The sequence below is a fragment of the Brevibacillus fortis genome (assembly GCF_003013395.1).
Classification (GTDB): Bacteria; Bacillota; Bacilli; order Brevibacillales; family Brevibacillaceae; genus Brevibacillus; species Brevibacillus fortis.
This window is the reverse complement of sequence record NZ_PXZM01000010.1, coordinates 90,675-116,308: the sequence shown is the minus strand read 5'-3', so window position 1 is coordinate 116,308 and position 25,634 is coordinate 90,675. Positions and strand designations below refer to the sequence as shown.

Sequence of the window (25,634 nt, the reverse complement as noted above, 5' to 3'; positions counted from 1 at the left end):
TTTTCTCAAGCTTTCAAATGGTCTGTATCATTAACGGATAGAACTTCCCACCTGCGATCGACATACCGAAATATCGTAATACCAGTATTATCGATTCGTGTGATACCCGTTCCTTGTTCTCCCACCGTCACATAATGCAAAAAGCTATTAATGAGACCCCCATGCGAGACCACGACAATCGCCTCACCTAGATGGCTCCCTGCTATTTCTGTCATGGCAGCTACAGCTCGACGCTGCATGTCTTCAAATGTCTCAATTCCACAAGAGGCTTCATCCTGATTTTCAAATCGCTCACGTATTTCTTCATAGGTGAGCCCCTCCCACTCCCCATAGCAGCGCTCCCGCAAGGTTGTCCGCGTAGAAACAGAGGATTGGAAGTTTCCAGCAATCTTGGCAGCCGTATCGTGTGCGCGGCTAAGATCACTCGAATAAAAAGCGTGAATCGTCTCGCCTTGAAACCTGTCTGCTACTTGCTTGGCCTGACGTACCCCGAGCTCGTTCAATGCGATGTCACTGTGGCCTTGTATACGACGAACCTGATTCCACTCCGTCTCTCCATGACGAATGAGATACATGATGGTTTCCAAAACGCTTTATCTCCTTACCGTTTACGTATTCTATGGATAGTATTTCTTATTATATAAGATGCATGTTCACAATTCTAGATTGATAAAAAAACATTTGGTACAAAATTCCTATATTTCATTCCTTTCTGCAAATACTGGACACTTTTTTTTACGAAATTTCTCTGAAACGATCTTTTACTTCCTCTCGTCAGAGGTGATAAGAAGAATATGACATCGTTGGAGGGGTTCCTATGAAACCATGGATCATTCGGTCTAGCTCTTTTGTTCTATCTGCCAGTCTGTTGCTGCCTGTCGCTCAAGCGCATGCACAATCACCTCTTGTGAGTACCAATAAAATGGCGACTACTGTGGCGCAAGCTGACTCTGTGGCACAAGCCAAAGCAAAGCTGTCCAAGGAAGCAGCCTTGGCTCTTGCTACAAAAATAGTTCCTACCGCCGGGATGACGGTGCAGAATGTGTCATTTCGTTCAGCGGATAGCTGGCGCCCATTTCCGGAATGGTCGTTTAGTTGGGTGAAGAAAGATCCAGAAAATGGTAGAACCCTTCTATCCTATAGCGTCAGTATCCACGCCAATACAGGCGAGCTGACTTCCTATTCGCATCAAGAGCAGGAAGCATCCCAGCTTCCCTATGCAAAACACATTTCCTATACAGAGGCGCAAGAACAGGCGAAGCGCTTTTTCGAGAAAAACAATGCAGGAAAAGCATCGGAAACAAGACTGTATACGCGCGATATGCCAGAGCCAAAAACGCCGCTGAACTCGGAAGTTTACTATAATTTCCGCTTTGTTCGTGACGTGGACGGCATTCTCTTTCCTGACAACGGCGCAGATATCACGGTAGATGCTTCTGGCAAAGTGACCAACTATTCTCTGTCTTGGAACGACGTGACTTTCGAGGACACGGATACGAAAATCTCAGAAGAAGAAGCCGAGAAACTGTTTAAAGAACAAGCGAATCCAAAACCAATTTACCTGCTGCCGTGGGATCGGGTGGAAACTCAAAATACCAAGCCATCTTTAGGGTATATGAATCCCTTCACATTCTACATGGATGCGGAGACTGGCAAACCATTGACACAATCGTTGACCCCGTATCAACCAACGAAAGATCCTGAGCCTGTTAGCAGCAAAGCCCTCCCTGCACGCCGCAGCGGACAACCGCTCTCTCAGGAGGAAGCTGTACAATGGGCATCGAAAGCATTGAATTTGTCCAACTATGAGCTTCGTTCTGCCAATTACAACGAAAGAGACTACCGCGGCAATCGTCCTGTCTGGGATCTCGAATTCGGCGAAAAAGGTAAAAGCGAAGACGGCTTTGCATATGTCTCCGTGGATGCTGTAACCGGGGACATCTACCGATTAAACAAGGACTTCCGTAGCCATAAAGAAAAAACAACCGCTTCTAAAAAACCAGACATAGAAAAATTCAAGGCAAAAGCGATGGAAACGATTCGTGATTTGGCGCCAACCATGGCCCACCAGCTTTACTGGACAGAGCCTATTGAAGAGGAAATCGAAAACCAACCTGTTGATTCCGAGCGGCAGCAGATCCGATTTGAGCGTTTTATCAATGGAATAGCTGCAGCTAGCGGCTCTGCCTACTTCACGTTTGACATAGAAACAGGCGATCTGTTGAATTACAGTGCTGAATTGGGCAGCGAAACATACCCGACACAAGTTCCCAAGCATCTGCCTGCTGCCGAAGCGAGCGAGAAGTGGTGGACTGAGACAAAAGCAGAGGAAGTATACGCCCTCGTTCCTCTTACTCCTGAGGATGCCAAACGTGCAAAAGAGCAGCCTTCCTACACACCGAAGCGAACGGCCAAGATCGTCTATCGCGCGACAATGACGCCGTTTGAGCAGCCTTATTACCTTGACGCTATAACAGGCGAGTGGAGCTCTACCTCTACTGGCAAAACGATTGCGCTGCATCGTCCGGCTCCTGCCGATTTGAAGGGTCATCCAGCGGAGAAGGAACTCTCGTTGATGTACGAATACGACGCACTATCGCTTGAAAACGGCAATATTATGCCGCAAAAACCAATCACACGTGGCGAAATGATTGAAATGCTCATGATCAGTCTCAACCAAGGCAGACACTATCCACAGTACTCTCTGGAACGCAAGGCCACTTATAGCGATGTGGCAAATGGTTCGCGCTACTTTTCAGCCGTAGAAGGTGCTGTTGATCGCGGACTTCTCGATAAAAATGCTTCCAAGCTGAACCCAAATGAGACGATTACACGTGAAGAGCTCGCGGATATGATTGTTCGTGCACTCGGTTACAAAAAACTGACGGACTTCCCTGGCATGTTCCAATCTGAGCTCTCAGACATTGCCAATTCGAAGTACCGCGGTTCGATCGTCATCGCGACTACACTCGGTATCGTGCCGACTGACAAACAAAAGTTCCAGCCGCAAAGCCTTGTCCCTCGTGCAGATGCAGCCATTACCTTTACCCGTTTCCTCGAAAAACGGGATAATCCAGACAGTACGGCTACTTTGTTGCGAAAATAATACCCAAAAAGCGCCATCCATCCCACTTCTTGCGGCGGATGGCGCTCTTCTTTTCCCTTGACTTTGCTATATCTCGCCTAGTATTATTGAATGTATGTGTACAGGGTAGCATTGATTGTAGGTAAAAACGGAAGGATGTACCCTCTTAGTTCCCTCCCTTGACAGACTGCGGCTGAACATCTGTGAGGAGCACGATGCGGAAACGCTACCGTCCGAAGTTCGTGTAGATAAAGTAGGAACTAACCTGCCGGAAGTAAACACCTGCGAATCCATATTAAAGGAGAATGAATACATGTCACGTTACACAGGACCTCGTCACAAACTTGCTCGTCGTCTGGGTATCTCCCTCGATGGTACAGGAAAAGACATCAAACGCAACTTCCCTCCAGGTCAACACGGTCACAACAACCGTCGTAAACTGAGCGAGTACGGAATCCAGTTGCAAGAAAAGCAAAAACTGCGCCACATGTTTGGCCTTAACGAAAAACAATTCCGCCGCACTTTCGACAATGCTAGCAAAATGGCTGGCGTAGTGGGCGAAAACTTCATGAAATTGCTGGAATCCCGTCTGGATAACGTGGTATACCGTATGGGCTTTGCTCCAACTCGCCCAGCTGCTCGTCAGTTGGTAAACCATGGTCACTTCCTGGTAAACGGCAAAAAAGTAAACATCCCATCCTACCGCGTACAACCGGGTGATGTAATCTCCATTCGTGAAAAGTCCCGTGGTCTGCAACTGATCAAGGACGCTCTGGAAAGCCGCACTTTCCTGCCGAACTACGTTACATTCAACGATGCTGCTGCTGAAGGTACCTTCACTCGTCTGCCAGACCGTGAAGAAATGCCAGCTGAAATCAACGAAGTTCTGATCGTTGAGTTCTACAGCCGTTAATCGTCTGAGGATAAAAAGAAAAAGAGTAGTGCCGCTTGTCGGCCTGCTCTTTTTTTTATGTATTTGTTGTGTTCCACGCTTTCGCCCGCTCCAACACCTCACGGAATCCTTTGACAACTTTCAACGGTTTTTGACACATTTTGCTATCTCCTTCGCATCTTCTATCCTCTAGGTTCCTCGTATGGTATAATCAGGTGGTATGCTAGGGGGTCGTAGACTATGTCGAATAACCACACATCTTCCTCTGAACCGACGAAGAAAAAGCGACGCAGAAGCCGTGGTAGAACGTTCTGGATCATCTTCCAAATCGTCTTCGTACTAGGGCTAATGGGAGCTGCATTAGCGGGAGGAATCGTGACAGGTTATGTTGCCGCACTCGTGAAGGACGAGCCTGTGCGCAGCAAGGAGGAACTGGAGAATAAAATCTTCACCAACTATCTGACTGGATTCGCCTACTACAACGACGGCTCTCTGATCGGCCAATTACGGGCCGAAGAAGGCGATCGACGTTTAGTGAAGAAAGCAGACGTTTCTCCCTATTTAATTAATGCCATCATCGCAACTGAGGACCATAACTACTACCACCACACCGGGGTTTCGCTTCAAGCTACCATGCGTGGAGCGATTCAGGAATTTACCAACCAGCCTGTCGTAACAGGTGGTAGTACGATTACACAGCAGCTTGTAAAAAATACGATCCTCTCTGCTGAAGTTAGCCACACCCGTAAGGCCCGTGAAATATTTACGGCAGTTCGGATCGAGCGCATGTTTTCCAAAGATCAGATTCTGGAAGCCTACATGAACGAAATTTACTTCGGAAAAAACGCCAACGGTTCAAACGTATACGGCGTTCAGGCTGCCGCAAAAGGAATCTTTGGCAAAGATGTAAAAGAGCTCGGGCTCGCTGAGGGCTCCTATCTTGCGGGCATGATTCAAAACCCAGGTGCCTACTCTCCATTCCGTGCAGAAAGTTATCAGCGCGGTAAGGAACGCCAAAAAATGGTGTTGGATCGCATGCTGGAAAATGGCTACATCACAAAAACCCAATACGATGGAGCTGTCATCAGTGATTTGAAGGAACAGCTAGCAAAACCGACGCAGCAAGCTTATCGAGAAGTGCCATTCTTGATGATGGAAATTGAAGATCGTGCCGCGCGTCAACTTGTAGATGCAGACCTCTTGGAAAAAGGTCGAGACAAATCAACTATCGGTCGCAACGAATACCGACAACTGGTTGAAGAGAAACGTCGCGACATCCTGCGAAAAGGGTACAAGATACATACCACAATCGACAAGAGCGTATATGACATCATGCAGGCTGTTGCAGCCGATCCGAAAAACTTCGGTAAGAATCGTACCTATACGATTCGTCGCTCAAACGGCAAAACAGAGAAAATCGAAAATGCTCTGGAAGAAGTCGGCGCAATGCTGATTCACAACAAAACAGGAGCCATCCTCGGCATGATCGGAGGACGTGACTTCAAGGTGGAACAGACGAACCACGCCACCGTACCACGCCAGCCTGGTTCGGCCATGAAGCCACTTGCAGCTTATGCTCCTGCTTTTGAACTGGGATTGCTCCAGCCAGCATCCCCAATCGATGACGCTCCGGTGCTACTCGCTGACGGCCAGAACGGTTCCCATTTACCTAAGAACTGGAACAACAAATGGCAAGGGATGATGAGTACCCGCGAAGCACTGCGGATGTCCTGGAACATTCCGGCGATCAAGACGTATTTGAAAGTTGGCATTCCAACGGCTCTCGAATACGTGAAGAAAATGGGAATCACAACATTGGTGGATGCTGACAACTATGCAGCCACTGGCGTAATTGGCGGTCTTACCTATGGAACAACTGTCGAGGAAATTACAAACGCCTATGGGACATTCGCAAATCACGGTTCTTTCGTGGATGCCTATCTGATTGACCGAATTGAGGATAACACCGGAAAAGTGATTTATCGCCATGAGAACAAACCTGTACAAGTGTACAGCGAACAAACGGCATACTTGATCACTGATATGATGCGTTCCGTCGTAAATAACGGTACAGGTACACACATCCGCAAATACGTGCCGCGCAAAGTCGATGTGGCAGGTAAAACCGGAACAACGAACAACAGCAACGACCTCTATTTCGTCGGTTACACGCCAGAGCTGTCCATGGGGGTATGGGTTGGTTTTGACGAGCCATATCCAATGCCAGACGCGGACAAATATGTTCCGATGGTTGTATGGGGTAAGGTCATGAAGGATGTCATTGCAAAGCATCCGAACCTTTCACCTCCTGATTCCACCTTCAAAAAGCCGGCAGGAGTTGTCAGTGCGACTGTTGACTCGAAATCAGGTCTATTGCCAAGTGAGCTTTCAAAAGAAGCTGGCCATTTGATTACCGATTTGTTCAACAGCAAGTTCGTTCCGACAAAGGTAGACGATACCCACCAAAAAGCACGCCTCATTACGTATAACGGCGAACGGTATTTGGCGAAGGAAGGAACACCGGAAGATTTTGTTACCGAAGGCGTCTTCTACCGCTCACCAGATCCGCTTCCTACCAAGGAGCAGATTCAAGCGAAAAACAGTAGGGTCGCCACCCAACCACCAGATTGGGAGCAACGCCTGCCTGACAAGGAAGATCCTCGTACAGAGCAAGGTGGAACGCCAGCTTCGCCAAGCGGTGTAACAGCTACGGGCTCAGGCAAGCAAATTACGCTTACCTGGCAATCAGCCAAAGAAGCTGACTTGGTCGGTTATCGTATCTACCGCGCGGATGTGCAGAATGGCTTTGTCAAAGTAGCGACTGTGAAAGATCCATCCGAATTGACTTTTGCAGATACGACTGCAGCCCACAGAGATTTAGGCTATTATGTCACTTCTGTGGATATCGCTGGCCATGAATCGCAGCCTTCCGCAATCGCTTCTGTCGGTTCCACGCAGACATGGCAGTTGCCTGATCCGAATCAAGGTACGGAAACAGGTAACTCGAATCCGACGGACAATAACGGGAATGGGCAAACAGAACCAGGTGGAACTGGCACTACCCCACCAGACGGATCGGAAGGCACGAATACAAACCCTGATTCGGCCACACCACCTTCTGCTCCGAAATCCTTGTCCATCAAGAATACGCCAAACGGCTGGCAGCTGCAGTGGAAAGGAAACAGCTCATCTGAGCAGATGTACAACGTATATTTTAGCCCCGACTCAGCAAGCGGCTATTTGCTACTCGGTACCGTTTCTAGCACAAGCTTTACACACGCAGCAGAAGTACCGAATGGCAGCAACTATTACATTACCGCAGTCAACAGTTACGGAGAATCGCCACATTCTAACATCGTAACTGCCAACACCACAGAATAAACTGAAATAACAACTGACAGAGATGGTTAGACGCCATCTCTGTTTTTCTACAAACGTAAGGGGGGGGGAACTGATGGAGCACGTCAAACGCTATCATTCATTGAGCCTAATGGTGAACAACAAAGAGCTGCTCATCGAAGGACCGATTACAGGAAGTCATCTGGCCTCATTACGCTTTGATGAGGGTCTGAAAGCTTTTCGTATACCTGAACAGCAGCATGAGGCTCTCATCGAAATCGCTGATTTACCGGAAGGGCGAATTATTATCGCACGCGAAGGTGACCTCGTACTTGGTTACACAACTTTTCTGCACCCCGATCCACTGGAACGATGGTCACAAGCGCAACTGCCCGATTTGCTGGAGCTGGGCGCAATTGAAATCAGTCATAAAGTTCGAGCAGGTGGCGTAGCCAAGAAGCTGCTGGAAGTCTCCTTCCTAGACGACGCCATGGAAGACTACGTCATTATTACAACCGAGTATTACTGGCATTGGGATCTGAAAGGAACAGGACTCGATGTATGGCAATACAGAAAGGTTATGGAAAAGGTCATGGGCAGCGCTGGCCTAAGCTGGATGGCAACAGACGATCCGGAAATCTGCTCACATCCCGCCAACTGTCTAATGGCAAAAATCGGCAAGCGTGTACCGCCAGAAACAATCGTCGCCTTTGACGCTATTCGGTTTCAAAATCGTTTTCTTTACTAGTTTGGATGCCTTTTGATTCCAGGAGGTCACTCTTATGCGTATCGAAGAGATTATGCGAAAAAAAATTGTCACGATCCAGACATCCACTACCATCGGAGAAGCGCTTCTCCTCCTCCGAGCAAACAGAATCAGGCATTTGCCTGTCATTGAAAATGACTCACTCGTAGGCATTATCTCGGACCGTGACCTGCGAGACGCGCTCCCCTCTCGCCTGCTGACGCATGACGATGACGACACCGTCCTGCACAAGCCTGTAGCCGATATCATGAATCAACAAGTCATTACTGCCCACCCTCTGGACTTCATCGAAGACGCAGCCCTCCAGCTATACGAGCACAAAATCGGCTCACTACCCATCGTCGAAGGGAAACGGCTCGTAGGATTGATCACGGAATCGGATCTTTTCTCTAGCTTGATCGAACTATTCGGCGTTAACAAACCTAGCTCCCATATCGAAGTCGAAGTAGACGACCGCGTAGGCATGCTGGCAGAAGTCAGTCAAGTCTTTCGCGAAGCCCAAGTAAATGTCACGAGCGTCGTAGTCTTTCCTGGGAAAAAGCCCGCGAAAAAGAACCTTGTTTTTCGGGTACAGACGATTGATCCGCGTATCGTGACCCAATTGCTCCTTGACAAAGGCTTTTCCGTGATCGGCCCTACGGAAGGAGGGATACTCCAGTGAGCCGAAATGCTCGTCTGATCTACTCTCCAGACTACACGCAATACTATTTTCATGATGATCATCCGTTCAACCAGCGTCGTCTGCTCCTCACACACGATCTGATGAGCAGTTACGGATTACTCAATGATTCAGACATCCTAACTCCACGCCAGGCGACAGATGAAGAGCTCGCACTGGTGCATGACCCACGTTATATCCAATTTGTTCGCGATCAGGGCCATAGTGAACACGAGCTACCACAGGCAGCCAGTTATGGTTTAGGAACGGAGGATGTTCCCTGTTTTTCGAACATGCATGAAGCGTCCTCGCTGATCGTCGGAGGTACGTTAAGCGCAGTGGACGCGGTTATGAGTGGACAAGCAGAACACGCCTTCAATCCCGCTGGTGGACTGCATCATGCTTTTCGTGGACGCGCCTCAGGATTTTGTATCTACAATGATTGCTCCGTCGCGATCGCGTATATGCGAAAAAACTGGAATGCGCGCGTGCTGTATATCGACACAGATGCTCATCATGGAGATGGTGTTCAATGGGCGTTTTACGATGATCCCCATGTACTGACTGTATCCATCCACGAAACGGGAAAGTATCTCTTCCCGGGAACAGGCAATTTGTCTGAGCGTGGAGATGGAAGCGGTTACGGTTACTCTGTCAACGTTCCGCTCGATGCTTTTACGGAAGACGATTCTTTTTTGGAAGTGTATGAAGAGCTGGTGTCAAAGCTAGCGGCTGGCTTCAAGCCTGATGTCATCTTGACCCAAAATGGTTGTGACGCTCATGCGTACGATCCCCTCACCCATTTGTCTTGCTCGATGAAGATTTATCAAGCCATCCCCAGGCTTGCTCACCGACTCGCTCATGAATATTGTGGGGGACGTTGGATCGCTGTAGGCGGCGGGGGCTACGATATTTGGCGTGTGGTGCCGCGGGCGTGGACGCTGGTATGGAGTGAGATGAGCGATCAGCCTCTCACGGACGGTGATCTTCCCAAAGGCTGGCTCAAGCGCTGGCAACCTGAGACGGATTTGCCTTTGCCACCTCGGCTATTTGACGAACCATTCCCAACAATCCCACGACGAGCAGAAATCACGGGAAAAAATCGGCTTACGTTAGAACGTGCGATGCTGTACGCACCAATTGGATCAGAGAAGTAATAAAAAAGCGTGCTGCCCTCGTACCTTTGGGTACTGGTCAGCACGCTTTTTTTCGTTCCAAACACTATTTCACAAGCTCTTCTAGTTCAGACGGTGCAAAGCCTTTTACCGCTTTATCGCCTACGACTGTTACAGGCACACCCATGAAGCCAAAGCGCTCCACTTCCTCTTGATAGGCACGACTCGTCATGACATCGCGCACTTCAAAAGAAACACCTTTTGCTGTCAGCCAATTCTTTACCATGTCGCAATCCACGCAGTTTTTCGTCGAGTAGACGATCACTCCGGCAGCTGTCGATGCTTGAGAAGCTGTCAGCATGTTACGGACAATCGCGTAGGAGCGCTGGGAAGCCAACTTGGTAAATTCTACGAAGTTCACATGCGCAGAACCGTCTGCTTTATCCGACATCGAACGAACCACGACAAATGGCACACCATTCATCGCACATACTTGTCCAACAGATGCCCCTTCCATTTCGGTACAGTGCGCTGCGAATTGCTCATACAGCCATTGAACCTTTTCCCGACTGGCTACGAACTGGTCGCCGGACAAGATACGCCCGCTCACTACCTGAACTCCTGCTTCCAGCTCCTTACCCGCATCGATCGCTTGCTGCGTCAGCCCAGCATCCGCTTGCCAAGTCCATTGCTCAGTAAACGGAATCTGTCCTGGTTCAAAGCCAAGCGGTGTCACATCGATGTCATGCTGGATGCAATCCGTCGAAACCACAATGTCACCGATATTTAATTCAGGATGAACAGCTCCTGCCACTCCTGTGAAAATGACACGTTCCACTTGGAAGGAATCGATGAGGATTTGTGTCGTCACCGCAGCATTCACCTTGCCGACACCTGATTTGCACAGCACGACATCCTTGCCTTCCATTTTACCCGTGTAATAGGTAATGCCTGCTTTGGTGGCAGTAGTCGTCTCTTGCATCGCTTCCAAGTAAAGCGCGATTTCTTCATCCATCGCGCCGATAATTCCGTACCGCATCTTCCATCCCCCTCTTGCTGTCCATTACGTTTGTTCGATCAGTTTTGTTCAGGCTTTGTGCTCTCCCGATACTCGATCCGATGCGGTAGCAGCACGACATGCTCTTCGACGTTCTCGTTATTCATGTACTTAGTCAACAGGCGCATCGCCACCGCACCAATGTCGTACATTGGCTGTACAACCGAAGTCAGTCGCGGACGTACCATTTCGACCAGACGAATATTATCGTGACCAATGACTTCGATGTCACCTGGCACATTCAGGCCAGAATCTTGAATGGCGTGGATCGCGCCAATGGCCATCTCATCATTTGCTGCAAAAATCGCCGTAGGCGGATTTTTAAGGGCAAGAAAAGCTTTTGTAGTGGACAAGCCAGATTCATAAAAATAGTTGCCTGTCGCAATCAGCTCTTCATCCAGCTCGATACCCGCATCTTTCAACGCCTTTTTATAGCCTTCATAGCGCATCAGCCCTGCCAATGGATCGTTTGCAGGACCCGCGATCATCGCAATGCGCTTGTGCCCCCGCGCAACTAATGCTTCCGTTGCGTCGTATGCGGCTTGGAAGTGGTCAATGCTAACCGACGGCAGTACGTTGTCTGCATCGCGCGTCGCGGCGAGTACAGTCGGTACAGACGTGCTTGTTAATGCCTGCAAATGATCTTCTTTGATTTCTGCTCCCAGGAACAGAAGCCCGTCCACCTGCTTTTCGAGCAAGGTATTAATGAGCTGCAATTCCTTTTCCATCCGCTGGTCAGAGTTACACAGGATGATGTTGTATTTGTACATGGTAGCGATATCTTCAATTCCTCGCGCCAATTCGGAGAAAAACAAACTGGAGATATCCGGGATGATGACACCAACTGTTGTCGTTTTTTTGCTGGCGAGTCCACGAGCAACCGCATTTGGTCGATATCCCAAGCGCTCAATCGCAGCCAATACCTTTTTTCGGGTCAAAGGCTTTACGTTGGGATTCCCGTTGACTACACGGGAAACTGTCGCCATCGACACCCCCGCTTCTCTTGCTACATCATATATAGTAACTGGCATCATACACCCTCACTTTCCCTATTTTTTGGTTTTCATAAGCGTTTTCATAAATATATGCACCTATGATACGACAAGCCGTATGCCGTTGCAATCGTTTTTGACGGCTTGTGCACCTGTTACTTCATGAGTTTGTTCATCGTTTTCAAAAGCTCATCAATCACTTCATGATCGCCTTGCTGAATGCGATCCATCACACAGCTTTTCATATGTCCTTCGAGGAGCATTTTCCCAACCGCATTCAGTGCAGATTGCACAGCCGCAATTTGATTGAGAATGTCGTCGCAGTAGACATCCTTCTCTACCATTCCGCGAATTCCGCGAACTTGTCCCTCTACCCGATTCAGACGGGAGATGAGATTAGCCTTGATTTTATCTGGCCGTTCGGTGGACCGATCAGTCGAGCAGCATTGATGGTTGTCTTCCATATGGCCTATCCTCCTTCACCAATATCAGCACGTAATTCTAGCTTACTTGGTCGCCAATGGTTCGTCAAATGAGAAAGGTCCTTCCGCACGCAGGAAGGACCTTTCTTTCGTACCCTAAGTGATATCTTACGCTCTTGTTGCCACGATCTCGCCTTTGTACAGGCCAGAAGCAAGCAGTTCATCAACGAACTCGTTGAACTGTGGAATGTTCAACTGTTGCTTCGCATCAGACAGTGCCACATCTGGATCCGGGTGAACCTCTACCATGACTCCATCAGAACCGACTGCGAAACCTGCTTTCGCGCAAGGCAAGAGCAGATCACGACGGCCTGTTGAGTGCGTCACGTCTACGAACACTGGCAAGTGCGTCTCTTGCTTGAGAAGTGGTACTGCAGAAATATCGAGTGTATTGCGTGTCGCTTTTTCATACGTGCGGATTCCACGCTCGCACAGCATGACTTGTGCGTTACCTTCGGACAGGATGTACTCTGCCGCGTAGATGAACTCTTCGATCGTAGCAGAGAGGCCACGCTTCAAGAGGATCGGCTTGTTCACACGACCTGCCGCCTTCAGCAGCTCGAAGTTTTGCATATTGCGCGCACCGATTTGGATAACATCGATGTATTTTGTCGCCATCTCAAGATCCGCTGGCGTCACGATTTCACTAATCGTCACGAGGTTGAATTCATCCCCGATACGCTTGAGAATTTGCAAGCCCTCTTCACCCAGACCTTGGAAGTCGTATGGCGAAGTACGAGGCTTGTACGCACCGCCGCGCAGTGTGCGCAGTCCGCGTTTTGCGTGGTTTTCTGCTACTGCTCTCACTTGCTCGTAGCTTTCCACAGAGCATGGACCTGAGATGAGAATCGGATTTTTTCCTCCGAACTCAACGCCTTTTACAGTAATAACAGTATCCTCTGCTTTTTTCTTACGGCTAACGAGGAGTACTTTTTTCTTATCGTCGTCTTGCAGAACTAATGAAGCTTGGAAAATTTGCTTGAACAAATGACGAATCGCATTGTCATTGAAAGGACCTTTATTATTTTCAACGAGCAGATTGAGCATTTGGCGCTCACGCTCTGGGTCAAAACGGTTGCTGCCCTGTTTTTCTTTTTCTTTGCCGAGCTCTTGAACCAAGGTAGCTCGTTTGTTGATCAATTCAAGAATTTGCAGGTTGATCTCGTCTATCTGCTTGCGCATAGTTTCGATTTGATCGTGTGCCATCTCTCTCCACTCTCCTCTTTTTATATAGGGATTTATCGATAAATTAGGGTAATTATAATCGATTCAAACACCCTTGTCAGCAGTTTAGCGCCAAAAAGCGCGAAAGTAAATTTTTTCTGTTTTTTTATCTTTTCCAATTATTCGTCAAACCGAAGAAGATTCCTTGCTTCGACAGGATTCTTTCCCTTTCGAATCGAATAGTTTTGGATATATGTTCTAGCTAAAAGTGATTGTTCCCCTCCGATACAGTCCAAAATCACCGATAAGTATTGTAAAGACTTTTTGAACAACCTCTTACAAGGAGTGACCTACTTTTGTCTGACATCACAGCCCCTGAGCTTATTTTTTCATTAGATATTGGAACGCGCAGCGTCGTCGGCCTGATCGTTGAAACCACCGGCGAGCAGTACCGTGTATTGGACTGCGCAATTCGAGAGCACGATGAACGCTCCATGCTCGATGGGCAAATTCACGATATTGTCGCCGTAGCTAAGGTGATTCAACAAATAAAAGAAGAACTGGAAGGAAAATATGGCAAACTGCATCAGGTAGCGGTCGCAGCTGCCGGTCGGTCATTGCGCACTCGCCGCGTTCGTGTGGACATGCCGTTAGCTAGACATGCTTTCATCTCCCGAGAAGATGTTGTCGCTTTGGAGTTTTCCGCTGTACAGGAGGCCCAAGCCGCACTAGCCCAAGAGCTAAAGGATCAAGACGTCACCCGCTATTATTGCGTTGGTTACAGCGTCGTCAATTACCATCTGGATGGAGAATTGATCGGGAGTCTGATTGACCAACGGGGTGACACAGCCAGCGCAGATGTGATCGCAACTTTCCTTCCACGCGTGGTTGTCGACTCGCTGATTGCTGCCCTGAAACGATGTGATCTGGAAATGCAGGCATTGACGCTTGAGCCTATTGCGGCTATTAATGTCCTGATTCCTGTGACCATGCGCCGACTGAATATCGCACTGGTGGATATCGGGGCAGGTACTTCTGATGTAGCGCTGACTGAGGAAGGGGCGATTACCGCCTACGGCATGGTGCCTGTTGCAGGCGATGAAATCACAGATGCGCTCATGAATGCCTTTTTAATGGATTTTCCGATGGCAGAAGAAGTGAAGCGCCTCTTGTCTACCGAGGAGTCCGTCACCTTCACTGACATTCTCGGCATGGAGCATACGATGAGCACTTCCGAGGTAACGAGTGCGATTGAAGCAGACATCCAGCAACTCGCCGATAAAATTGGTTTCAAAATATTGGAGCTCAACGGAAAAGCTCCGCAAGCGGTCATGCTGATTGGCGGCGGTAGTCTCACCCCTGGGCTTACTGGAAAAGTCGCACAGGTCTTGAATATTCCTGCCGCCCGCGTTGCTGTGAGAGGCGGCGATGCGATCAAGCAATACGTCGGAGACAATCCTGCGCTCAGTGGACCTGAGTTCGTAACGCCAGTCGGTATTGCTGTTGCTGCGCGCCGCCATCCGTTGCGCTATGTAACCGTTACGGTCAATGACACTCCTGTGCGTATTTTCGATTTACGAAAAATGACGTTGGGTGATGCCCTCATTGCATCTGGATTGGATATCCGCCGTCTGTATGGTCGCCCCGGATTGGCGATGTCAGTCACCGTAAACGGACGGATGAAAATGATTCCAGGTGGTCATGGGACAGCTCCGATGATTGAACGCAACGGGGAGGGCGTCAGTCTCGACACGCCAATCAATGACGGGGACCAAATCACAGTAGTGGCAGGTACACATGGCGATGATGCACGTGTGTTCGCCAAAGATTTATTCGATGAGTTGGATACGCTTGAGATAATCTGCAATGACCGTCCCTACTCGCTCGGTCCAGTCGTACATGTAAACGGAGCGGTAGCTACTCTCGATACGTTGATCTCTGATCGTGCCGAGGTGGACATCCGTCTTCCCCGCACTGTCTATGAAGTACTCGATCTCGCAGAACTGAAAACGTCAGTGGAATCAGGCTTGCATTTTTCTGTGAACGGACAAGATTATACGATTCCGTCCCGTATGGAGGTGATCGAGCTGAACGGAAGACCAGCAGCCTTGACAGATGTCGTCCGGCAAGGTGATGTCCTCGGATATCGGCAGGATGAAGTCCCCGCCCCTTCCATTCAAGATGTCATCCCCTTGGAAGAATGGGTCCAGGAGACAATGACCGTCCACTTCAATGGCGAACGGGTCGTATTGCCTGTCGCACAGGTAACGATTACTGTAGACGGAAAAGCGGCGAATGCCACGGATCCCGTGAGCGAAGGTGTCGACATCACGGTAAAATCCTCACCTGCGTCTACACCTGTGTTCAGCGACGTCTTCCGTTTTGTCGACGTTTCCTTGGAAAAGCCAGACCGTGAGAGTATCTCCGGATTCGTCATGCTCGTCAACGGCGAACAAGCCAACTTCCAGACAGAATTGAAAAGCGGTGACAAGTTGGAGCTATTCTGGGAATAGATTCTCCAGTACTCTTGTTCTCCATGCAAAAAGCCGGTTTTCACCTCGCTTATCGGATGTGCCGGCTTTTTGCATAAAACAAGAGCTGTCGACGTTAATCGTCAACAGCTCTTTTCTGTATGAAATGGTTACACGTTGAGCGCCTGGCCAATCGCGTCCTTTGTAATTTTCCAGTGAGACGTGTGCCATTTTACTTCGCCGTCTTCCAGCAAAAAGATTTGCGGGGATTCGTGCTTGATGGAAAAACGCTCCGCTACCGCATTGGAGACAGGACGATCCTCCCGTACCAGAATGACCGCAGATTCCACTTGATTGTCCAGCAAATACGCCTGAAACTCTTCATAGGCAGTGGTACTGATTGGGCAGATCGTGCTATGCTTAAACAATAGCTTTTTCCCATTTTTCGCTACGAACTCATCCAGTTCTTCTATGGAGTGAAGCTGTTTTTGTGACATGATTCATCTCTCCTTATCTTATGTGCCTATCAGTATACATAAGTCCAAGCAGCAAAGTCTACATTTGCGGTGCAGCGGAGAAATGAAAAAAGAGATACCTATCTGCCAGGCATCTCTTTATCCTTACACCATAATTTTCGTTAGACGCTCGCGCAGCTCCAGCATCCATTTTTCATCGCCAAGGGACTGCGCCAACAAAAACAGATCCAATAGCTCGTTGACTTTTTCACCAAGTAATTCTCTTACGGTCGAATTCACCTTCTCATTAGCAATCAATACCAATAAGTTGGATAACTCTGACATTTCTTCGAATTCGACTGCCTGTCGCTGCGGATGTTGGCCCAGTTCCTCCATGAGTGACTTCAAATCATCCTTAATCACTTCTACCACTTGGGAATGGTCACAGTCTTCGTCCACGCAGACGTGTACAGGTACATTCATAATTTTAACCCGTTTCCGGTACACGACGTTGCGCAGCTCGATCTCCATTTCGTTCCCGCAGCGGCTGCATTTCTTTTGCACGGTGTTCACCCCTACCTATCTACTTATGTATGACTCTCATACTATTCGAGAATCCTCCTTTCAATCCTGCTTGAGGACAGGTGGTACTTGGTGGGTATAGTGTCAGAAATAGACTAAGAAAGGCCTTCAGAGAAGTGGTTGGAGTCAACATTGTGGAGGAGAAGAAAAAGCACAGTTCTCTTCGACTCTGACACGCCAGCCCGGGGATTCACTGGCCGTCTCCACTTCCAAAAGGGGACCGTCGAGCCAAAGCCACCCTACGGGCGGAAGGTTCTCAGGGAAGAAGTGTTCGACAAGCGTGGTCCCCTTTTGGAAGTTCCGACTGGGTAGGCGTTGTCAAGGTCTGCGAGCCCTGTGCTTTTTCTTCACCAGCTTTGTGTGTTCATCGGTACCTTCTAAAACTTGCAACAACTGAAAAATTTATTTACTAAAAAAGACGATGCTTTTTGCAAGCATCGTCTTTCCTTTGCGATCCAACTTCAATCTCACGCGTAGATCGCGTTTACCTTTTCACAATGCGGACAAACAGCGACTTTCCCCGCTTTTCCGTCTTCATCTTCTACACGGTAGCCAGTAATTTGCTCGGAAAAACAAAACAGACATTCTGTATTGAAGTCCATGTCGTACTGCGCTTTCCATACAATGGATTTAAAGTCTTCTCCAACATTAATCGTAATTTGGACCACATCATGCTGCAGACTCGATAATGATCTTTGCATCTCGTAAACATCCTTTCATACTTGCAAAGTCTTTTGGTATCCTCTAGCTTTTCCTGCTTTTCAGAATAATAAACATCGATAACTGCAAGAGTATGAAAAACGATAGATTACCAAAACAATTTTCTCAAAAATGGGCGGATGCCCGGTTCGGTCCTATGCGATCACCCATATGTTGTAGGTGTAAGCACAAGAGGCTTAACACACATATGAGGAGGATGTTTATTCCATGAGCGGCATCTTTAATGGAGAATTCGACGGCTTCACTCTGGTTTTGATTCTTTTCATCCTGCTGGTTATTATCGGGTGCAGCTGCGACGATTAATCTTCCCCGAAGATATAGCCATATTCAGCAGGTCGTTGCATATACATGAAGTACCGAATCCTTCAAGTGCGTTTCCTCCGCAAGCTACCCTCGTCAGTGGGTAGCTTTTTTCTGTTTGAGTTGTGTACAATGAATAAGAATGATATGGAAAGCGAGGGATCCCCTTCCTATGAAAGATCCACGAATTGAAAAACTGGCTGACGTCCTCGTCAATTATTCGACGACTGTCAAGCCAGGTGAAAACGTTTTAATTTACTCCATTGGCGACGTTACCGATCTGACAAAAGCCGTAATTGCCAAGGTATACGAAGCTGGGGGAAATCCGTTTGTCCAACTGATCGACCAATCCGTTCAGCGCGAACTCTTGATGGGTGCCAACGAAACACAATTAGGGATCATGCGTGAAGCAGATGTTGCTTTTATGAAGCAAATGGATTGTTACATTGGCATCCGTGGCGGCGACAACATCAGTGAGCTCTCTGATGTACCTGGGGACAAAATGCAGTTGCACTCCAAGCTGCTAGCGCGCCCCGTGTTGGATATTCGCGTACCGCATACCAAATGGGTCGTGCTTCGCTATCCAAATGCATCCATGGCTCAGTTGGCTAACATGAGCACCGCCGCTTTCGAAGATTTCTATTTCAAAGTGTGCACGCTTGATTACGGCAAAATGGATAAAGCCATGGACAGCCTGGTCGAGCTGATGGAGAAAACCGACAAGGTACGTATCGTAGGGCCAGGCACCGATCTGACCTTCTCCATCAAAGATATTCCGGCAATCAAATGTGCAGGTGAAGCCAACATCCCTGATGGAGAAGTATTCACTGCTCCAGTTCGCGATTCCGTCAACGGTACGATCGCGTACAACACGCCATCTCCTTACCAAGGCTTTACTTACGACAATATCAAGCTGACCTTCAAGGATGGCAAAATCATCGAAGCAACCGCAAACGATACAGAGAAGATCAACGAAATCTTTGATACCGATGAAGGTGCCAGATTCGTTGGGGAATTCGCGATTGGCGTGAATCCGTACATCCAAAATCCAATGAAAGACATCCTCTTCGACGAAAAAATCGATGGCAGCTTCCACTTTACACCTGGACAAGCATACGATGAAGCGTTTAACGGAAACAAATCCTCCGTGCACTGGGACTTGGTTATGATTCAACGTCCTGAGTGGGGCGGCGGTGAAATTTGGTTTGACGATCGCCTGATCCGCAAAGACGGACGTTTCGTTGTACCTGAGCTCGAATGCCTCAATCCTGAAAACCTTAAATAAATGAAAATAAGCGAAGGGCTCATTGTTCATAAGACATGAGCCCTTCGCTTTATCTCGTTTAAACGGAATATGCTGGTTGCTTCAACAAGGAAGTCATTTTTTGTTCCATAAAGGAAATCGTTGACTCCAGATGATGAATGGTATACTCCCAGCAAAAACGTTGATATTCGTCAAAATTCACTTCCAGCTTTTTATAAGAGTCCTTACTTTGTTGGAGCAATTGACGTTGCGTATCCAAACAGCCTTCTAGCAAATCCTTTTGTTCGTCGATCGTGCGGCTCTTGCCGAAGAAAATCTTAACCAGCATGTCTGAACGCAATACTGGTGGCAAGATAGGCGTCTGGATTTCTTGACGGAAAGATTGTTTTCCGGCTTCTGTAATGCGGTACAAAATCTTGTTCGGCTTGCCAGACTGAATGATTTCTTGCTTCGTCACGAAGCCTTCTTCTTCCAGTTTGCGCAATGCTGGATAAATAGCACCAAAGCTAGCGTCATAAAAAAACCCAATGCTGTTTGTAAACGCTTGCTTAATATCGTAGCCACTCATTTCCCCATAGCTCAAGAAACCCAGTATGATCGTTTTAACATCCATCTCTTCGCATCCTCCGTTACCGTTCTTTTTCTCTCTCTAGCGGCTAGGACTTAGCCTTTATGTTCAAAATATTCTTTAACTACATGTTATTATAAAGGCATTTAAATAATTATACCAATGCTATTTCTTTATTATATCAATCAAAATTAATGATATATCCGTACACGCGACTAGAAATTGGGCGTCCCTTCCCTCTCCGCTCCCCATAAGATGATACATACCTATCTGCTGTAGGGGGAGAAATCGGTGAAAAGTAAAAAATGGTCCCAATATACGCGGGTAAAGTACCCTGTGAGCAGCAGCAGTCTGCACCCATTCAATTTCTTCGTTCCCATTGTCGAGCGAGTTCAAGAAGGAGTAGTCTCCATCGTTACCGAGGATGCTCCCCATTCCAAAGACGTGGATTCGTTAATTCGCAGCCTCATTGATCACGAAGATAATTCTCCACCCACGGAACGAAGCTTTGGCTCCGGATTTCTTTTTCATCCGAAAGGGTATATCTTGACGAGCGAGCATGTCATCGGCAAATCCAAAAACATTTTCGTGAAGCTATATAACGGTAGAGTGTTTGAAGCCAAACGCATTATAGCCGATCGAGTCCGGGATTACGCCGTCATCAAAATTGATGCAGACTGCAAGCTATATCCGCTGCCACTAGGCAACTCCTCTCATACAAAAGTAGGAGAATGGGTCATCAGCGTCGGTTCTCCATCTGTGTTCAAAGAGACAAAAAACGAGCCTGGTTCCGGGCCAAATACAGCGCAAATTGAACGGGACGAGCTATCGCCTTATTGTACAGCTCCATGTTACCCATCTGGCGAAAAACCTCTCTCCCCGGCTTGGGGTTCACTTCAATTAGCCATGCACGTCCGTCCACATCCACACCAATGTCCAGACCGAATTCCATCATGCGACCGAAATAATCCTCGAGCGTGTTTGCTACATCGAAAGCAAGCTGATAGCATTCCTGTTTGATTAGCTCTCCCCGCTCCCCTCCAAACCGCTTGGACATAAACCATTCAAAGGGAATCGCTCTTCCTCCCCCATGTAAATTGGAAGTAGCACTGCCGTTCTCCCCCATTCGTACTGCGCAGCCTGTCACCGCCCACTCCCCACGCTCGTCCTTTTGGATCAATAGCCGTACATCGACGACATGCTTGCGCAGCAGCCCCAGGTCTAAACCTTGCTGCACCAGGAAATTTCCATCACGAATCCGCTGTTCCTCCACCCACGTTTTGACCCATTTTTCAACGCCTTCCACCGTATCAATCCGAGTCACGTGATGGTTATGCTTTTTGTCACGTCCAGAGAGGCTATAATCCTTGCCGCTGCTCTTTACCCTAAGAATGCTTCTTCCCCCTGTGCCATTCCCCGGCTTGACATAGACGAGCCCATGGCGTGCGAGCATGTTTCGGACCAAGCCTTTGTCATAGATATGCGTCTCCGGAATCCAGCGTTTGACGCGTTCATCGGAAGCGAGCAGATTCGTCACTCTCCATTTCTTACTGAACGGGCTGTTTGCAAAGAAAAACAGATCGCTATTTCGCAGCCGGATATACTCCTTTACCCTGCGTCGGTACCGATCGATGACCACTTCTGGCCAAGGGACCGATTTACTCACCCAGCCCCCGTTCGGGTTGGGGATGAAGCCCTTAATCTTTTTCGCGGGAACATTGACGTCCTGATGCGAAAACAGGTAGATTTCTGCGCCTAGCTTTTGCCCTTTTTGAACCAGCTTTCGCAAATAATCTGGTTCCTCAAAGCGCACGCCTTCCCGCCAGGTTAAAATACCGATTACCCGTTTTTGGAGCATCCTAACACCCTCTTCGCTTCTTTTCTTTCGCGATTAGTGTATGTGTGGACACCTTATAGGGAAACATTTGTCCATGAAAACGGGCTCGACTTCTCAGCCATTAGTGAAGTGTCATTCCAGCTTTTCGTTACTTACTTTTTTCAAGCTAATCTGTTAGAATAAAGGGCAACAATAATGCTGCTAAATAGAGGTGACGCCGATATGAGTCAAGATTATTCTGGCGAACACATGTGTCCAAAATATGAATGTGCAATGAATGTCCTTGGAAAACGCTGGACCGGCCTGATTATTCATGTGTTGCTACGTGGGACTGTACGATTCAAAGATATCCGTGAAATGGTTCCGCATATGAGTGATAAAATGCTCTCGGAAAGGCTGAAGGAGCTGGAGGAACTGGAGATTTTGGAGCGCAAAGTGTACCCAGAGATCCCGGTTCGCATTGAATACGAATTGACCGAAAAAGGAAAAGATCTGCGTCCTGTCATTGATTCCATTCACGAATGGGGCCAAAAATGGATGTAGCATGACCCCACTTGTCCAGGGCGGATAAGCGGGGTTTTTTATTTGCGGACAGGCATAAGCACCTCCCTTTTGCTGTACACTCTAGCAACCCAAGGAGAAGGGAGGTGGGGCGATGCGAACGGCCGTCTACATTCGTGTCAGTACGGAGGATCAAGCACGCGAAGGATTTTCGATCCCCGCTCAAAGGGTAAAGCTGCTCTCGTACGTTCACTCCCAAGGCTGGGAAGTCCATGCAGTCTACGCAGATGAAGGCGTGAGTGCCAAAGATACAAATCGCCCTGCACTCGGTCAGCTCCTGCAGGATATCCGAACGGGTGAAATCGATGTCGTCCTCGTCTATCGACTCGATCGGCTCACTCGCTCTGTTCTTGATCTGTATCAGCTCCTGCAGGAGTTCGATCGATATGCGGTACACTTTAAAAGCTGCACCGAGGTATACGATACGACTACGGCAATCGGCCGACTGTTTATTACATTAGTGGCTGCTCTCGCACAATGGGAACGGGAAAACTTGGCGGAACGGGTCAAGCTGGGGATGAGCCAGATGGCAAGAGAACGAAAACGACCAGGAGGACCTGCACCGTATGGATACAATCTGGTGCGAGGAACTCTGGTCGTGAATCAAACGGAAGCAGCTAGCGTACGCAGCATGTTCGAGCGCTATGACCGAGGCGAATCTCCCCGCCAGATCGCTGAATGGGCCAATCATTCCGGTTTACGCGGCAAAAATGGCGCTTCATGGAGTGCAAGTGCCGTGCTTCGCCTGTTAAAAAATCCGGTCTATCATGGTGCATTGCGTTGGAATTACACCGATACCGATCAACAACGCAATGACCCCGAAGAATGGATTATCGAAGAGGCCACTCACCCAGCCATTATCGATCAACCATGCTTCTCGCGGGTGCAGGAGCGGATGAGTGCTCGCGGAACAACCCATCCCCGCATACTCAGCTCCCGCTACCTCTTTTCCGGCTTGCTGTACTGCTCTCGTTGCGGCTCCTCTATGCGCGGGAAAACAACCACGATCACGGGAAAAGGGGAAAAACGCTACACGCACCGCTATTACTTATGTAAAAACAAGCTGGCTGGTACGTGTGATGCTCCTGCCATACGTGAGGATCGCTTGGAGAAAGCAATTTTGCACGAGCTGATGCAGCATTCCCCAGCGTCAATCGCTGCTATGAAGGAAGTATATCAGACTATGTTACAGACGAATTCCCGCGCTCCCGCGAAAGAAACCGAGCAACAGCTGCAAATTCGAAGGCAGCGCTGGGAACAGGCTTATGAAGAAGGATTCCTTACTCTCCCTGCCTTACGCGATAAAATCAGTGCGCTGGAGCTGGCTGCAAAAGAACTGGAACGGACTTACTCCCCTTTTTCAAAACTACAACCGCTTGATCTAGAAGCGCTTTCCAATTGGAATCTCATTTGGACGTATGCAAATGAAAAAGAACGGCGATTGCTGGTATGCACGCTCATCCAGCGTGTTGACGCGGAAGCAACAGACGCTAGCACTGGTCAGAAAAATCGTGATGTCTGCCTGCATCTGTTGTCTTTTCACTAAAGTGCCCCTTGATTTTGCCTTTATGGCGACAGGAGGTTCCCCACTTGGTTTGGAAAATTCTGTGACCGCGGGAATTATCAGTGCCAAAAATCGCCGCTTACAGGTTGCGAAGCGTATGTACGAAGAAATTTTTCAGACGGATGCTGCCATTAACCCAGGAAATAGCGGAGGTCCACTCATTAATTTGAATGGGGAAGTCGTTGGTCTCAATGCCTTCATTATTCAATCCAGCCAATGCTTGGGCTTCGCCATCGGAATTGACGCTCTCAAAATGCAACTGGAGCAATACGTATTCAAGTGAGAAGCACACGCTACAACAAAAAACCCCGTCTAGGAGGACGGGGATTGCTTCTCTAATGCAATGAGATATACATTTGGACCTTCTGTGTTGATTTGTTCTTCTGCCTGTTTTAATTGTTGCAGCTGAGCGGCCGTAAGCTGTGCAATAGGCAAATCACCCAAACGATTCTGTTCCATGCGTCATTCCTCCGTTGGTGTCAGACTCACGATCGTAGTCTGCCCTATCGGGAGAGTATGTATTTACGCAGTGAGATCAAAAGCTTTGGCAATCGCAGAACACGAACGCTTGCAGAAAACGATGGGCAGCTCGCGATCTTTGGCTTGGTTTTTCACTGTTTTGGCCAAGTTGTGATTGACGAAATCAGTCAACACCAGAATCATGTGGATACCAGCTGGAATTTTCACCCCGGTTTGCGAGCTCTTCCGTCCTGTTACGTGGTGGATATCCTTGAAGCCTTGACCTTGCAGTAATTCGATAATATTGCCTAGGCGATCTCCGCCAATTACTAAAATGGATGACATAACGTGTTACCTCCTTAAATTTAGGTGAATGTAGAATTTATGTTTTCTTCTCAGAATGCTAATTGATAATGAATATCACTCTTATTGATAAATATTATCATTCCCAATTGGCTTTGACAATACTCTCCATGATAACTTTTTTGTCAAAAAACAAAACTAGAAACTGAGGCTATATGCAAAGCCATGGCGCTCTAGCGTTCCCGCCCTCTTTGCCAAATTAATCCTCACAATATTCTTCGCAGTTATAGGAAAATGTACATAGTAGTTGCCCGGGTGTTTTTTCCAACGTTATAATGAAAAAATAGATTGTGAATGAGGAGGTGGCGTAGGGTGCAAGAAATTACACAGCTGCACGCCATTTTTGATCGCACCAGAGGTTATATCAACAGCTTCATGGGCGTTATCCAGCCGATTATCGACGCGGCAACGGACGAGCATACTCGTCTTTACTACCATCATATTTTGGAAGAAGAAGAACAGCGCATGGGTCGCCTGGAGGAATTGATTCCCTACCTGGAAAAGGTGTCCACAGGAAAAAGCATGGACCAGTTAAGTGACCGCGACCTCTCGCAAATGCTGTCCGATGTCAATCTAGAACGTTTTGGACTGCACAATTTCCGCGAGCATCTGGAGCTTTCTCTGTATGAGTTCAAGGATGACGAAACACGTCAGCTCCTGGATGGCATGCGTGAAAAGACGCATACCGACTATTTGAAAGTCAAAGAGATCATGGCGAACATGAGCCAACGATTCTCTGATGCGGCTCATCCTGATCTCACTGATCACGATGAGGGGCACGACATTCACCAGGTAGATCATTTGAAAGCTTCGGCTTCCGCTCCTCACGGTGTTGCTTCCGTGATCAAGCATTCCGCCCCTGTAGTTTCTGGCAAAAAAGGACTGACAGTTGGAAGTTTGAAAGGAATGTAAGGAATCGGAAATCCTGAAATGACATGGA

At 48.2% G+C, this 25,634-nt stretch carries 25 protein-coding genes and 1 pseudogene; 14 read left to right on the top strand and 12 right to left on the bottom strand.

Annotated features, from left to right (window positions below; translation table 11 throughout):
• Nucleotides 1–5: 5 nt before the first annotated feature.
• On the bottom strand, nucleotides 6–587 hold the full coding sequence (locus tag C7R93_RS07450; protein ID WP_106838218.1) for a histidine phosphatase family protein: 582 nt from the start codon (nucleotides 585–587) through the stop codon (nucleotides 6–8).
• 230 nt (nucleotides 588–817) lie between these two features.
• Between C7R93_RS07450 and C7R93_RS07445 the strand changes: the two genes are divergently transcribed.
• The 6 genes from C7R93_RS07445 (at nucleotide 818) to C7R93_RS07420 (ending at nucleotide 9,897) form a co-directional block, all read left to right on the top strand.
• The gene (locus C7R93_RS07445; RefSeq protein ID WP_106838217.1) at nucleotides 818–3,106 is read left to right on the top strand and encodes an S-layer homology domain-containing protein; all 2,289 of its coding nucleotides are present in this window, start codon (nucleotides 818–820) and stop codon (nucleotides 3,104–3,106) included.
• A gap of 292 nt (nucleotides 3,107–3,398) precedes the next feature.
• Complete coding sequence (gene rpsD / locus C7R93_RS07440) at nucleotides 3,399–3,998, top strand: 30S ribosomal protein S4 (RefSeq protein WP_106838216.1); 600 nt, start codon at nucleotides 3,399–3,401, stop codon at nucleotides 3,996–3,998.
• 219 nt (nucleotides 3,999–4,217) lie between these two features.
• Nucleotides 4,218–7,358: a penicillin-binding protein 1A gene (locus tag C7R93_RS07435; RefSeq protein ID WP_106838215.1), complete on the top strand. Its 3,141-nt coding sequence runs from the start codon at nucleotides 4,218–4,220 to the stop codon at nucleotides 7,356–7,358.
• Nucleotides 7,359–7,431: 73 nt separating this feature from the next.
• Nucleotides 7,432–8,064: an N-acetyltransferase gene (locus C7R93_RS07430; protein ID WP_106838214.1), complete on the top strand. Its 633-nt coding sequence runs from the start codon at nucleotides 7,432–7,434 to the stop codon at nucleotides 8,062–8,064.
• A gap of 34 nt (nucleotides 8,065–8,098) precedes the next feature.
• On the top strand, nucleotides 8,099–8,743 hold the full coding sequence (locus C7R93_RS07425) for a CBS and ACT domain-containing protein (RefSeq protein WP_106838213.1): 645 nt from the start codon (nucleotides 8,099–8,101) through the stop codon (nucleotides 8,741–8,743).
• Nucleotides 8,740–9,897, top strand: a complete 1,158-nt coding sequence (locus tag C7R93_RS07420) for an acetoin utilization protein AcuC (protein ID WP_106838212.1) — start codon at nucleotides 8,740–8,742, stop codon at nucleotides 9,895–9,897. The genes C7R93_RS07425 and C7R93_RS07420 overlap by 4 nt, the downstream gene beginning before the upstream one ends.
• A 64-nt stretch (nucleotides 9,898–9,961) precedes the next feature.
• On the opposite strand, the gene C7R93_RS07415 is transcribed toward C7R93_RS07420, so the two are convergent.
• The 4 genes from C7R93_RS07415 to C7R93_RS07400 form a co-directional block, all read right to left on the bottom strand.
• Entirely contained in the window at nucleotides 9,962–10,894 is a 933-nt protein-coding gene (locus C7R93_RS07415) for a 5'-methylthioadenosine/adenosylhomocysteine nucleosidase (protein ID WP_106838211.1), read from the bottom strand.
• A gap of 38 nt (nucleotides 10,895–10,932) precedes the next feature.
• Complete coding sequence (gene ccpA / locus C7R93_RS07410; RefSeq protein WP_106838210.1) at nucleotides 10,933–11,943, bottom strand: catabolite control protein A; 1,011 nt, start codon at nucleotides 11,941–11,943, stop codon at nucleotides 10,933–10,935.
• A 116-nt stretch (nucleotides 11,944–12,059) separates the two neighbouring features.
• A complete protein-coding gene (locus tag C7R93_RS07405; protein WP_016742100.1) occupies nucleotides 12,060–12,368 on the bottom strand; it encodes a metal-sensitive transcriptional regulator in 309 nt (102 codons plus the stop codon).
• 126 nt (nucleotides 12,369–12,494) lie between these two features.
• Nucleotides 12,495–13,592 carry a bifunctional 3-deoxy-7-phosphoheptulonate synthase/chorismate mutase gene (locus C7R93_RS07400; RefSeq protein WP_106838209.1) on the bottom strand — a complete coding sequence of 366 codons (1,098 nt, stop codon included), beginning with the start codon at nucleotides 13,590–13,592 and terminating at the stop codon, nucleotides 12,495–12,497.
• 314 nt (nucleotides 13,593–13,906) lie between these two features.
• Between C7R93_RS07400 and C7R93_RS07395 the strand changes: the two genes are divergently transcribed.
• Nucleotides 13,907–16,063: a cell division protein FtsA gene (locus C7R93_RS07395; RefSeq protein ID WP_106838208.1), complete on the top strand. Its 2,157-nt coding sequence runs from the start codon at nucleotides 13,907–13,909 to the stop codon at nucleotides 16,061–16,063.
• A gap of 128 nt (nucleotides 16,064–16,191) precedes the next feature.
• On the opposite strand, the gene ytxJ is transcribed toward C7R93_RS07395, so the two are convergent.
• The 3 genes from ytxJ to C7R93_RS07380 all read right to left on the bottom strand — a co-directional run bounded on the left by ytxJ (nucleotide 16,192) and on the right by C7R93_RS07380 (nucleotide 17,759).
• On the bottom strand, nucleotides 16,192–16,518 hold the full coding sequence (gene ytxJ / locus C7R93_RS07390) for a bacillithiol system redox-active protein YtxJ (RefSeq protein WP_106838207.1): 327 nt from the start codon (nucleotides 16,516–16,518) through the stop codon (nucleotides 16,192–16,194).
• 123 nt (nucleotides 16,519–16,641) lie between these two features.
• Nucleotides 16,642–17,040 (bottom strand): hypothetical protein, encoded by a 399-nt coding sequence (locus C7R93_RS07385; RefSeq protein WP_106838206.1) that lies wholly within the window; start codon nucleotides 17,038–17,040, stop codon nucleotides 16,642–16,644.
• A gap of 485 nt (nucleotides 17,041–17,525) precedes the next feature.
• Nucleotides 17,526–17,759 carry a hypothetical protein gene (locus C7R93_RS07380; RefSeq protein WP_106838205.1) on the bottom strand — a complete coding sequence of 78 codons (234 nt, stop codon included), beginning with the start codon at nucleotides 17,757–17,759 and terminating at the stop codon, nucleotides 17,526–17,528.
• Between the two features lie 226 nt (nucleotides 17,760–17,985).
• Between C7R93_RS07380 and C7R93_RS07375 the strand changes: the two genes are divergently transcribed.
• Both C7R93_RS07375 and C7R93_RS07370 read left to right on the top strand, forming a co-directional pair.
• The gene (locus C7R93_RS07375; RefSeq protein ID WP_106838204.1) at nucleotides 17,986–18,081 is read left to right on the top strand and encodes a YjcZ family sporulation protein; all 96 of its coding nucleotides are present in this window, start codon (nucleotides 17,986–17,988) and stop codon (nucleotides 18,079–18,081) included.
• 169 nt (nucleotides 18,082–18,250) lie between these two features.
• Nucleotides 18,251–19,363 (top strand): aminopeptidase, encoded by a 1,113-nt coding sequence (locus tag C7R93_RS07370; RefSeq protein ID WP_106838203.1) that lies wholly within the window; start codon nucleotides 18,251–18,253, stop codon nucleotides 19,361–19,363.
• A gap of 58 nt (nucleotides 19,364–19,421) precedes the next feature.
• Here C7R93_RS07370 and C7R93_RS07365 read toward each other — a convergent pair whose 3' ends face one another.
• On the bottom strand, nucleotides 19,422–19,955 hold the full coding sequence (locus tag C7R93_RS07365; RefSeq protein ID WP_106838202.1) for a PadR family transcriptional regulator: 534 nt from the start codon (nucleotides 19,953–19,955) through the stop codon (nucleotides 19,422–19,424).
• 246 nt (nucleotides 19,956–20,201) lie between these two features.
• Here C7R93_RS07365 and C7R93_RS31010 point away from each other — a divergent pair.
• Nucleotides 20,202–20,615: pseudogene (locus tag C7R93_RS31010) on the top strand (trypsin-like peptidase domain-containing protein); the annotation flags it as partial.
• Nucleotides 20,616–20,673: 58 nt separating this feature from the next.
• Here the strand turns inward: C7R93_RS31010 and C7R93_RS07355 are convergent.
• Complete coding sequence (locus tag C7R93_RS07355) at nucleotides 20,674–21,768, bottom strand: YheC/YheD family endospore coat-associated protein (protein ID WP_106838201.1); 1,095 nt, start codon at nucleotides 21,766–21,768, stop codon at nucleotides 20,674–20,676.
• A gap of 201 nt (nucleotides 21,769–21,969) precedes the next feature.
• Between C7R93_RS07355 and C7R93_RS07350 the strand changes: the two genes are divergently transcribed.
• The 3 genes from C7R93_RS07350 (at nucleotide 21,970) to C7R93_RS07340 (ending at nucleotide 24,155) form a co-directional block, all read left to right on the top strand.
• Nucleotides 21,970–22,290, top strand: a complete 321-nt coding sequence (locus C7R93_RS07350; protein WP_106838200.1) for a winged helix-turn-helix transcriptional regulator — start codon at nucleotides 21,970–21,972, stop codon at nucleotides 22,288–22,290.
• A 112-nt stretch (nucleotides 22,291–22,402) separates the two neighbouring features.
• Nucleotides 22,403–23,854 carry a recombinase family protein gene (locus C7R93_RS07345; protein WP_106838199.1) on the top strand — a complete coding sequence of 484 codons (1,452 nt, stop codon included), beginning with the start codon at nucleotides 22,403–22,405 and terminating at the stop codon, nucleotides 23,852–23,854.
• 22 nt (nucleotides 23,855–23,876) lie between these two features.
• A complete protein-coding gene (locus C7R93_RS07340; protein ID WP_007721243.1) occupies nucleotides 23,877–24,155 on the top strand; it encodes a S1C family serine protease in 279 nt (92 codons plus the stop codon).
• 29 nt (nucleotides 24,156–24,184) lie between these two features.
• On the opposite strand, the gene C7R93_RS30195 is transcribed toward C7R93_RS07340, so the two are convergent.
• Complete coding sequence (locus tag C7R93_RS30195; protein WP_167402439.1) at nucleotides 24,185–24,331, bottom strand: hypothetical protein; 147 nt, start codon at nucleotides 24,329–24,331, stop codon at nucleotides 24,185–24,187.
• A 63-nt stretch (nucleotides 24,332–24,394) separates the two neighbouring features.
• Complete coding sequence (locus C7R93_RS07335) at nucleotides 24,395–24,676, bottom strand: DUF2325 domain-containing protein (RefSeq protein ID WP_016742090.1); 282 nt, start codon at nucleotides 24,674–24,676, stop codon at nucleotides 24,395–24,397.
• 330 nt (nucleotides 24,677–25,006) lie between these two features.
• On the opposite strand from C7R93_RS07335, the gene C7R93_RS07330 reads away from it, so the two are divergent.
• Nucleotides 25,007–25,606: an IMEF encapsulin system ferritin-like cargo protein gene (locus C7R93_RS07330; RefSeq protein ID WP_106838198.1), complete on the top strand. Its 600-nt coding sequence runs from the start codon at nucleotides 25,007–25,009 to the stop codon at nucleotides 25,604–25,606.
• Nucleotides 25,607–25,634: the final 28 nt, after the last annotated feature.